This is a genomic window from Rhizobacter sp. (assembly GCF_032229685.1).
In the GTDB taxonomy this organism is placed as follows: domain Bacteria; phylum Pseudomonadota; class Gammaproteobacteria; order Burkholderiales; family Burkholderiaceae_C; genus LMDS01.
The window spans coordinates 1-9,785 of the sequence record NZ_JAVTWP010000022.1; the positions used below are offsets into that span (position 1 = coordinate 1).

11 protein-coding genes are annotated in these 9,785 nt (G+C 68.0%); 4 read left to right on the plus strand and 7 right to left on the minus strand.

Annotated features, from left to right (window positions below; translation table 11 throughout):
* Window positions 1-312 (plus strand): ABC transporter ATP-binding protein C-terminal domain-containing protein (locus AC30PD_RS09925; RefSeq protein WP_489535498.1); only part of this gene is annotated, 312 nt, incomplete at its 5' end.
* A 12-nt stretch (window positions 313-324) separates the two neighbouring features.
* Window positions 325-1,032: an urea ABC transporter ATP-binding subunit UrtE gene (urtE, locus tag AC30PD_RS09930; RefSeq protein ID WP_489535499.1), complete on the plus strand. Its 708-nt coding sequence runs from the start codon at window positions 325-327 to the stop codon at window positions 1,030-1,032.
* A 48-nt stretch (window positions 1,033-1,080) separates the two neighbouring features.
* Here urtE and AC30PD_RS09935 read toward each other — a convergent pair whose 3' ends face one another.
* Both AC30PD_RS09935 and AC30PD_RS09940 read right to left on the minus strand, forming a co-directional pair.
* Complete coding sequence (locus AC30PD_RS09935; protein ID WP_489535500.1) at window positions 1,081-1,854, minus strand: DUF4397 domain-containing protein; 774 nt, start codon at window positions 1,852-1,854, stop codon at window positions 1,081-1,083.
* A 172-nt stretch (window positions 1,855-2,026) separates the two neighbouring features.
* On the minus strand, window positions 2,027-2,767 hold the full coding sequence (locus tag AC30PD_RS09940) for a DUF4397 domain-containing protein (protein ID WP_489535501.1): 741 nt from the start codon (window positions 2,765-2,767) through the stop codon (window positions 2,027-2,029).
* Window positions 2,768-2,890: 123 nt separating this feature from the next.
* Here AC30PD_RS09940 and AC30PD_RS09945 point away from each other — a divergent pair, with 123 nt between their 5' ends.
* Entirely contained in the window at window positions 2,891-3,565 is a 675-nt protein-coding gene (locus AC30PD_RS09945) for a glutathione S-transferase family protein (RefSeq protein WP_489535502.1), read from the plus strand.
* A gap of 25 nt (window positions 3,566-3,590) precedes the next feature.
* Here the strand turns inward: AC30PD_RS09945 and AC30PD_RS09950 are convergent, their stop codons facing one another.
* From AC30PD_RS09950 to AC30PD_RS09960, 3 genes are all read right to left on the minus strand, one after another.
* Window positions 3,591-4,043 (minus strand): OmpA family protein, encoded by a 453-nt coding sequence (locus AC30PD_RS09950; protein WP_489535503.1) that lies wholly within the window; start codon window positions 4,041-4,043, stop codon window positions 3,591-3,593.
* Complete coding sequence (locus AC30PD_RS09955) at window positions 4,040-6,022, minus strand: nSTAND1 domain-containing NTPase (protein WP_489535504.1); 1,983 nt, start codon at window positions 6,020-6,022, stop codon at window positions 4,040-4,042. The genes AC30PD_RS09950 and AC30PD_RS09955 overlap by 4 nt, the downstream gene beginning before the upstream one ends.
* A gap of 175 nt (window positions 6,023-6,197) precedes the next feature.
* A complete protein-coding gene (locus tag AC30PD_RS09960) occupies window positions 6,198-7,193 on the minus strand; it encodes a sodium-dependent bicarbonate transport family permease (RefSeq protein ID WP_489535505.1) in 996 nt (331 codons plus the stop codon).
* Window positions 7,194-7,282: 89 nt separating this feature from the next.
* Here AC30PD_RS09960 and AC30PD_RS09965 point away from each other — a divergent pair, with 89 nt between their 5' ends.
* On the plus strand, window positions 7,283-8,197 hold the full coding sequence (locus AC30PD_RS09965; RefSeq protein ID WP_489535506.1) for a LysR family transcriptional regulator: 915 nt from the start codon (window positions 7,283-7,285) through the stop codon (window positions 8,195-8,197).
* A gap of 22 nt (window positions 8,198-8,219) precedes the next feature.
* Here AC30PD_RS09965 and AC30PD_RS09970 read toward each other — a convergent pair whose 3' ends face one another.
* Together AC30PD_RS09970 and AC30PD_RS09975 are read right to left on the minus strand one after the other, a co-directional pair.
* Window positions 8,220-9,062, minus strand: a complete 843-nt coding sequence (locus AC30PD_RS09970; protein WP_489535507.1) for an urease accessory protein UreD — start codon at window positions 9,060-9,062, stop codon at window positions 8,220-8,222.
* The gene (locus AC30PD_RS09975; protein WP_489535508.1) at window positions 9,059-9,556 is read right to left on the minus strand and encodes a nucleoside deaminase; all 498 of its coding nucleotides are present in this window, start codon (window positions 9,554-9,556) and stop codon (window positions 9,059-9,061) included. Before AC30PD_RS09975 ends, AC30PD_RS09970 begins: the two co-directional genes overlap by 4 nt.
* Window positions 9,557-9,785: the final 229 nt, after the last annotated feature.

The window sequence follows — 9,785 nt, forward strand, 5'->3', positions numbered from 1 at the left end:
CACGGCCAGAAGCAGTGGCTCGAGATCGGCATGCTGCTGATGCAGGACCCGAAGCTGCTGCTGCTCGACGAACCTGTGGCCGGCATGACCGACGAAGAAACCGAGCGCACCGCCGAGCTGTTTCTTTCGCTCGAAGGCAACCACTCGCTCGTGGTCGTCGAACACGACATGAAGTTCATCGGCGAACTCACGCAGAACGGCAAGAACGGCAAGAAGGTGACCGTGCTGCACGAAGGCAGCGTGCTCGCCGAAGGCCTGCTCAGCGAAGTGCAGGCGAACGACAAGGTCGTCGAGGTCTACCTCGGGCGCTGAGACGAACACAGCATGCTCAAAGTCGAAGGCGTCAACCAGTACTACGGCGGTTCGCACATCCTGCGAAACGTCGCGTTCGAAGCGAAGCTCGGTGAAGTGACCGTGATCCTCGGCCGCAACGGCGTGGGCAAGACCACGCTGCTGAAGAGCCTGATGGGGGTGGTGCCGGTGAAGACCGGCAGCATCGTGCTCGATGGCGCGCCGATCACGAAAGACACACCCTACGAGCGGGTGCGCAAGGGCGTGGGCTACGTGCCCCAGGGCCGCGAGATCTTCGGCCGGCTCACGGTACAAGACAACCTGCGCATGGGCCTGGCCTACAAGAGCGGCAGCACGCCGATCCCGCCCGAGCTGTTCGAGCTGTTCCCGATCCTGAAGCAGTTCCTGAACCGGCGCGGCGGTGACCTCTCGGGCGGCCAGCAGCAACAGCTCGCGATTGCGCGCGCGCTCGCGGCGGGGCCGAAGCTGCTGATCCTCGACGAGCCGACCGAAGGCATTCAGCCGAGCATCATCAAGGACATCGGGCGGGTGATCCGCATGCTCGCCGACAAGGGAATGGCCGGTGGCCAGAAGATGGCCATCGTGCTGGTCGAGCAGTACTACGACTTCGCCGCCGAACTGGCCGACCAGTACCTCGTGATGGAGCGTGGCGAGATCATCCAGCGTGGCCGCGGCAAGGACATGGAAGCCGAAGGCGTGCGCCGGCTGATGTCGATCTGACGAAAAAAAGCGGGAGCGCGCAACGCGCTCCCGCTCGGTCTCAACAGATCAGCCCGGCGCGACTTCAGTCGCGGCGCCCGTGCCTTCGACCTTCTTCAGCACCTTGATGCCGCCGCTGGTCAGGTCGGGCACCGTCAGCAGCAACACGTCCTGGTTGTTGCCGAAGGTCACGCGGCCCGAGAACAACGGGTTGGTCTTGGTGCCGGCCGTGAAGATGCGCAACTGGTACGACGGGTTCGACGTGGCGTTGTTGCCCGGAATGTCGATCGAGTCGCTGCCCGAAGCCGGCCCCGAGGTGTTGTAGGCCGTCGCCGGAATCAGCGGGTTGGCCGCGCTCAGGTCGGCGTCGGTGCCGGTCGTCATGTAGACGTCGATGCTGGGGGCGTTGAACGACGCGTTCATCACGCGCAGCTTGGTGCTCTCGCTCGTGAGCGGCTTGTTGTACGGGTCGCGGATCACGTACATGCTGTTGCCCGTGGCCGTGGGCAGGGCCACGAAGGTGTACTTGTTGCCACGCTGCGGGTCGACGTTGATGCTGCTGCCGATCTGCACGTTGCCAGAAGCGGTTTTCAGCGTCCAGTCGGCCGCGGCCGTGCTGGTGTAGTCGTAGTTGCTGGCGCTCAGGTAGGGCACGTCGGTGGCGTTCGGCTGCGCCACGTCGGCGCGGTAGAGCGTCACGTTCGGCGCGAGCGGCGAAGCGTGCACGAAGCGCACGACGGGGTCGGCCACGTCGAGGCGGTCTTCGAGGTCGTTGCCACCGCCGCAGGCGGCGATGAAGACGACCGGGGCGGCGGCGAGCAGGAGTTTCAGAACGGGTTTCATGGGGGTCCTTTGAGGAAAGCGTTGAAGCGCCTCACTCTAGGTTCCACCCCCCGGGCGCCGTGTCAGGCACGAAGGCCTTGCCGCGTCGGCCATGCCCGAAGCTCTTGTCGGACAAGACCGCGCTTGAAAGCAAACGCTTACGCGTTTGCCGCGTGGTCTTGTTGTCGCGGGTTTACAGCGGGTCGGGCAGCACCTCGCGCACGCCGCCGCGCCCGTCAACCTTGGCCAGCACGCGCAAGCCGCTGGCGGTGGTGGGGTCGGAGACCGTCATCACCAGCAGGTCTTCGTCGTCGCTGAAGTCGATGGCGCCCGAGAACAACACCGTCTTCGAGCCGGCCGCGGTGATGCGCAGCTGGAACAGCCCGCCCGGGATGTCTTTCGAGTCGTCGCCCGACCTCGGCCCGGCGCTGCGGTAGGCCGTGCCCGCGACGAACGGGTTGATGCCGGGTGCGCTGATGTCGGTGCTCTTCAGGTTCATGTAGAGGTCGATGCTCGGTGCGCTGGGCGAGGCGTTCACGATGCGCAGCCGCGTGCTGCTGCTGCCGATCGGCTTGTTGTACGGGTCGTTGATGACGTACAGGCTGTTGTCGGTCGCGCTCGCCGGCATCACGACGACCGAGTAGCGGTGGCCGAGGTGTGTGTCGATGTCGACGCTGCCCACCGTGGAGCCGCCCGAACTCGTGCGCACCGCCCAGGTGTCGTCGGAGGGTGCGGTGCTGTAGTAGTCCGAAGCCTCTTTGTAGTACAGGTCGTCGGCATCGCGCTGGCGGTCACCGTCCTTGTAGAGCGACAGGCGCGGCGAGTCGGGGGCCAGGTGCACGAGGCGCACCGCCGGCGGTGCCAGTTCGTCGGTGCCGCCGCAGGCTGCCACGATGAGCGCGCAGGCCAAGGCTATCGAGTGGGTGAGTTTCATCGGTCGGTCTTTCGCGTCGGGCTGTCGTACCCTGCACTGTAAAAGACTCGGGCCGGGCGCGGAAATCGCAAAACGTTACCGGGCGTTGGACAATGCGGTCTGTTTCGTCTACCGGCAGCTCTCATGCTCATCGTTCACCACCTCAACAATTCCCGCTCGCAGCGTGTGCTGTGGCTGCTCGAAGAACTCGGCGTGCCTTACGAGATCAAGAAGTACGAGCGTGACGCCAAGACCATGCTGGCGCCGCCCGAATTGCAGAAGGTGCACCCGCTCGGCAAGTCGCCGGTGATCACCGACGGCGACGTGACCGTGGCCGAGTCGGGCGCGATCATCGAGTACCTGGTCGAGCGTTACGGCAACGGCCGGCTCGCACCGGCCATCGGCAGCCCCGAGCGCCTGCGCTGGCGCTACTGGATGCACTTCGCCGAAGGCTCGGCCATGCCGCCGCTGCTGCTCAAGCTGATCTTCGACAAGGTGGCGAGCGCGCCCATGCCCTTCTTCGTGAAGCCGATCGCGCGCGGCATCTCGGCCAAGGTGCAGTCGATGATGGTCTCGCCGAACCTGAGACGCCAGCTCGACTTCATGGAAGGCGAACTGGCCCAAAGCGAATGGTTCGTCGGCCATGAATTCAGCGCGGCCGACGTGCAGATGAGCTTCCCGATCGAAGCCGCTGCGCAGCGCGCCGGGCTCGACGCGAGCCGGCCCAGGCTGATGGGCTGGCTCAAGCGCATCCACGCGCGTCCCGCTTATCAAAGGGCGCTGGAGCGCGGCGGCCCGTACAGCTTCGCGAACGACTGAAGCCGCCGACTCGGCCCGCGCCGCGTCATCGCGCCGCCGTCTGCACCCCCTGGAACTCGATCTCGGTGCGCCGGTTGCGCGCGCGGCCGTCGCTCGACTGGTTGTCGGCAGCCGGTTGTTGCGCCGCACGGGCGTCGGTCTTGATCATCAAACCGTCGAGGCCCTTGCCGACCAGGTAAGTCTTGATCGCCTGCGCCCGGCGCGTGGCCAGGCGCGCGTTGTAGCTCGCTGCGCCCACGTTGTCGGTGTGGCCGGTGGCGGTGACGGTCTGCCAGGTCACGTTCTTCATCTTGCCCACGTCGGCCAGGATCAAGGCCTGGTCTTCGGGGCGGATGCTCGCGCGGTCGAAGTCGAAATAGGCCACCGCGCGAACGCTGACTTTTTCGACCGGCGCGTCGGCAGCAATGGCGCCGCCCGCGAGCCAGAGCAGGCCGCTCAGCGCGGCAAGAGAGTGAAGGGCGAAGCGGGTGTTGTTCATGGTCGATCTCCTGTCGTGGGGGTGGGTGGAACGCGGGCCGCCAGGGTCTGCGGTAGTGATGAAGGCGTGGCCGTCGCGGGCAGCCGGCAATCGGCCCAGGCCGCTTCGGCCGCCGCAGCCACCGGCCAGGGCGTCGGGAGCTGCAGGCCGGGTTGCACTTCGCGCCACTTGGCGTCACCGCGCGCCTGCAGGCCGGGCAGGCTGCCGCACAAGGCCTGGGTGAACCGCGTGATGCTTTCGGACGAGGCAGCGTCTGGCGCGCCGCTCGTCACCATGAAGGCCATGGCCGCGAGCGTGGGCACGGGCGCGCCGCCGGGCACTTGCGCGGTGGCCGGCAGGTAGGCCTGCAAGGCCCTGGCGCTGGCCGGGTGGTCGGGCGCCAGGCGCAGCAGCTTGAGGGCACGCCGGCTCCCGGCAGGCAACGCGGCCAGCGCGTCAGCGGGCTTGGCCGCGACCAGCACCACCACGTCGAGCGTCTGGCCCGAGACCAGCCGTTGCAGCGCTTCGGTGGCGTCGAGCGTGCCGTCGGCGGTCTGCGGCACCGGTGCGCCGAACAGGCGGCGGTACAGGTTGCCCGCGGTCAGCGCGCGAGCGCTGTCGGCGGCACCGATGTTGATGCGCTGCGCGCCGATCTCGTGGAGGTAGCGCAACGTGGAATCGGCGCGCACGACGACGTGGATCTCTTCGGTGTAGAGCGGGGCCACGACGGCGATCGGGCGCTGCGGCGTGGCGCGGGCCGCGGCTTGCAGTGCGTCGTAGCGCACGACCGCCAGGCGTGCCGGGCCATCGCCGGCTGCCAGCGCCGCCAGCGTGGCCGGGCCGCCGGGGCCGGCACGCAGGTTCAGCGGCTGCGCGGCGTCGGCGGCGAGTGCCTTGGCCAGTTGGGCAGGCAAGCGAGCCGCCGTAGCGCCGTCGCGCTCGATCTGCAAGTCGAGCGCCGGCCGGGTCACGCGTGCTGCCTGTGTCGTTGGAGCGGCCAGCGCCAGGGTGCTGGCGTCCGGTGTCGCGTTTCGATCCGGCGCGGCGCGACCCGGTGATCCCGACCACACCACCGGCAGCGCAAACGCCACCATCGCGAGTGGCGCCAGCACCAGCGGCACCTGCCAGCGCCAACGCTTCGACAGCCGTGAACCGGTCCCGAAAGGCGTGTCGGCGCGGTGCCGGGCGCGGGTCACGAACGAGGGTGGCGGCTCGGGTGGCGCGGCGTCTTCCAGCAGCGGGAGTTGGCTGTCTTGATGCCAGCGTGCGTGCTCGGCAGCGCTGCGTTCGACCCACGCCGGCGCCACGGCGAGGTGGTGGCGTGTCGGCGGTGACGTGTCGGAGCCTTGCGGCGACGGCAACACCATCATCTCGGGGTCGACGGCCTGCAGGCGGCGCTCGAACGGCTCGAGCAAGGCGTGGTCTTCAGAGCGCAGCGCGACCAGCACATGGGCCGGCAGCCGCCGGTTCAGCAAGGCCACCAGCTCGTCGAGCATGGCGCTTCGACCGGTCACACCGGCGCCGGTCTTCAGCAGTTCTTCGAAGCGGTCGAAGACGAACAGGAACTTCGTGCCCCAGCGGTCGGCCAGCGCCTGCACCCGGTCGGGCAGGCTCGAGGCGTGCGGCTCGGGCAGCACGCCGGCCGCGCGCAAGGCCTCGTCGATGCGCTCGTGCAGGCGATCGAGCGGGGCAACGCCTGCCGCGTCGAACAGGATCACGATCTCGGCCAGCCGCGCGCGCGCCGCGCTGCGGCGCTCGGGGAAGGGCATGATCACCGGCGAGCCGTCTCGCGGCCTGCGCAACGCCGCATCGACCGCGCGGCGCTGCAGCAGCGGCATCAGCCCCTCGGCCAGCAGTGAGCTCTTGCCCGAGCCGGCGGCCCCGCACAGCAGGGTCAGGCGGCAACAGCGCAGCGACTCCGCCAGCCGCTGCGATTCCGGCCAATGCGGCTGCCAGCCGAAGGCGGCAGGGGCAGAAGCAGAAGAGGCGTTCAGGGCCACGGCGATTCCTCCGGTCAGGGCGCTTGTTTCAGGCCCCTACGCGCGGTGGATTCGATCGGATGCAGACCCTTGGGGCGGGTCGAGAACGCGAAAGTCGGTGTGCACGCGGCACGCGTCCGCGCCCACGTCGCCGCCCACCACGGTGGGGCGTCAGGCCGCCCGGCGAGCAGATGCCTCAGGTCAACAGGTGCCTGGCGGCGGCCGCGTACAGCGGGATGCCGATGAGGATGTTGAAGGGAAAGGTCAGACCGAGCGACATGCCGAAGTAGAGCGACGCGTTCGCTTCGGGCAGGGCATGGCGCAGCACGGCGGGCACGGCGATGTAAGAGGCGCTCGCCGCGAGCACGGCCAGCAGCGTGGCGTTGCCCACCGACATGCCGACGAAGGCCGCCAGAGCCAGAGCGAGCCCCGCGTGAAGCAGCGGTGCGCAGAGGCCGTAGGCGATCAGCGCGGGCGCCTTGCCCTTGAGCTGCCCCACGTTGCGTGCAGTGAGCAAGCCCATGTCGAGCAGAAAGAACGCCAGCATGCCCTTGAAGAGATCGCCGGAAAACGGCTGCATCGAAGCCTGGCCGGATTCGCCGCTCAGCATCCCGACGAGCATCGAGCCGAGCAGCAAGAGTTGGGCACCATCGGTGAAGGACTCGTGCAGCACGCGGCCCATCGACAGCCGCGAAGGCACGATTGCCGCGCTGCCGCTGGCGGCCAGCACCACGCCGCCGCCTGCCTGCTGCCGAAGCATGTTCGCGGTGACGATGGCGAGCACGATCGCGGGAGACTCCATCAAGGCCATGGCGGCCGCCATGTGGCCTCCAAAAGGCAGGTGATGAGTCTCAAGATATTGCACCGCCGTGATGAAGGTGACGGCGCTCACCGACCCGTAGGTGGCGGCGACGGCCGCCGCGTCGAAACCCGAGACGACCCGTCGCAGCAACACATAACTCAACGCGGGGATGACGATGGCGAGCGCCACCGCGCAGGCCAGGCTGACGGCCACTTCCGACGTCAGGCCCGATTTGGCCAGCGCGAACCCGCCCTTCAGGCCGAGCGCCATCAGCAGGTAGAGCGACAGGAAGCGCGAAATCGAAGGTGGAATCTCGAGGTTCGAGCGGAGCGTGCCGGCGAGCGCACCGAACGCGAAGAAGAGGATGGCCGGGTCGAGAAAGCTGTGCATGACATGAGGCTGGAAGCAAAACGCCGGGCGATGCTAGGGTGAATAATGAGTCGGGTAAAGTCGATTGTTCTGATGCTGATAATCGACTTATGTCTATGCACACCACGTTCCGGCAATTGCAGTTGTTCATCGCACTGGCAGAGAACGGCAGCATCACCGCCGCTGCGCGCGCCTGCCACGTCACGCAGCCCACCGTGTCGATGCAACTCAAGGACCTGACCGCCGCGGTGGGCCTGCCGCTGTACGAACAGCTGGGCAAGCGATTGCACCTGACCGTGGCCGGTGACGCGCTGTTGAAGACGGCACGGAACATGACCAGCGAATGGTCGGCGTTCGAGCAGATGATCGCCGGCCTCAAGGGCATGACCCAGGGCCGGCTCGGGGTGTCGATGGTCAGCACCGCCAAGTACTTCGTGCCGGAGATGCTGGGAACGTTTTGCGCCATGCACCCGCAGATCGACATCGCGCTGCAGGTGCTGAACCGCGACGGCGTGGTGGCGAGGCTGCGCGAGAACCGCGACGATCTCTACATCATGTCGATGCCGCCCGACGACATCGAGCTGGAGCAGCGCATGCTGTTGCCGAACCCGCTGGTCGTGGTCGCGCCCACATCACACCGCCTGGCGGGCCGACGCGCGGTGGCCATGGAGGCGCTGGCGAGCGAACGTTTCATTCTGCGGGAACAGGGCTCGGGCACGCGCATGGCCTGCGACGCGCACTTTGCGGCCTTGAAGTTTCGCCCTGATGTGCGCCTCGAGCTCGGCAGCAACGAGGCCATCAAGCATGCCGTCGCCGCCGGGCTCGGCCTGGCCGTTCTGTCGCGTCACGCGCTGCAGCCGGACGCCGCGACCGACATCGTCACGGTTCTGAACGTGCGCGGCTATCCGGTTCACTCGAATTGGTTCGTGCTGTATCCCAAGGGCAAACAACTGTCGCCGATCGCCACCGAATTCCTGAGCCACCTGCACGCTGCGGCTTCGCCGAGCCGCCGGGCCAGGCCATGAGAGCTTTTCGCAGCGCCGCAGTTCAGGTTCGCCAGACCCTGGGCGTGCAGGGTGCGAGCCGCCACGCCACCTGGCGCCATTCGGCCCACACGCCGGCCAGCAGATTCATCAGCGGCTCCACGCGCGGCGCGAGCACACGCAGCACGACCACGCCGTCTTGTGGCGATGTGGCGCCGGCGCTGGCCTTGAGTGCGTGCTGGTCGGCCACGGCACGCGCCGCGTCGAGCAGCGCGTCGCGCCGCGGGCTGGTCAAGGCCGCGCCGCTGGCGAACCAGAGCGTGCCCATCACACGCTGGCCGGCCCAGCCGAGCGGCGAGTCGAGCAGGCGGGTGTCGGCCGCGTCGATCAGGCCGCGTTCGAGCCAGCGGCCGGGCAGTTCGATGCTCTGCCGGAACGAGCCGCGCTCGAAGGCCTGGTTCGAGGCCGGCAGGCCGAGTGCGAGCACGTCCCAGCCGATCATCTCGGCGCCCGGCGCGAGCGTGAATCGAAGGCGGTTCTCGGCGATGCAGCCGCTGTAGGCGATGGTCTCGAGCGGCAGCCATTCCAGGCGTGCACCTTCGGCCACGCTGGCCTGCAAGGTCTGAAGCGCCGGTGCGCCGGTGCTGCGATAGAAGCGGGTCGCGCCCGCGGTGGTGACGAGTGCGTGGGCGCTTTCTGCGAGCGTGGCGTCGATCGCCAGTTCGTCACCACCGACGATGCCACCCGGCGGATGCACCAGCACGTTGTGGCACACCGCCGGCGCCTCGGGGTACAGGCTCGCCAGCACGCGCAGCGGGCCGTCGTGGCGGTCGAGCACCACGGTGCGCGGCAGCTCGCTGTGCGGGTCGCGCCGGTAGTCGAGCTTCAGCGATCCGCGCCAGCTCATGAACCGGCGCCGCGCTTCCAGAAGGCAAGGTGCAACGGGGCGATCTCTTCTTCGACTTCGGTGATCGGGCCCCACACGCGCATGGCCTTCTGCCCGTGTGCGAAGACCTCGCGGCAGGGCAGGTCCATCGTCGGGTTCTCGGCATGGTTGCCGGTGAGCTGCAACAAGCGGCGCTCTTCCATGCCGTAGACCAGCCCGCCGATGTGGGCCCAGTACTGCGTGCCGGCACACATGCAGCAAGGTTCCACGGTGGTGTAGAGCGTGCAGTCCCACAGCGTCTTTGCATCGAACTGCTGCGCTGCGCTGCGGGCGAGCACGGCTTCGGCGTGGTTCACGCTGTCGACGTTGCCTTGTTCGATGAGCACGGTTTCGTGGTCAGGCCCAACGAGCACGGCGCCGAACGGGTGGTGGCCGGCATTTAGCGCGCGTTGTGCGATCTTGTTCGCGGCGCGCAGGTGGCGCTGCATTTGTTCTCGGGTTGGAGTTGTCGTCATGCTTTGTGTCCTGCGGCGATGGGGGCGTCGCGGCGGGCGGCAGCCGGCGGGGGCTCATGCTGTGGCGGTCGATGCTGCGCCTCGACTGCACTGCGGTGCTCGGCTCGGGGTCGTGCCGCAGAACTCGCTACGTTCGCTTCGCTCACTGCACTCAGACAGCTGCGACAAGTCAGTTGACGAAGCGCGCTGCGCGCGCCGACCCCGAGCCTGCGCTCCTCGTCGCCACAGA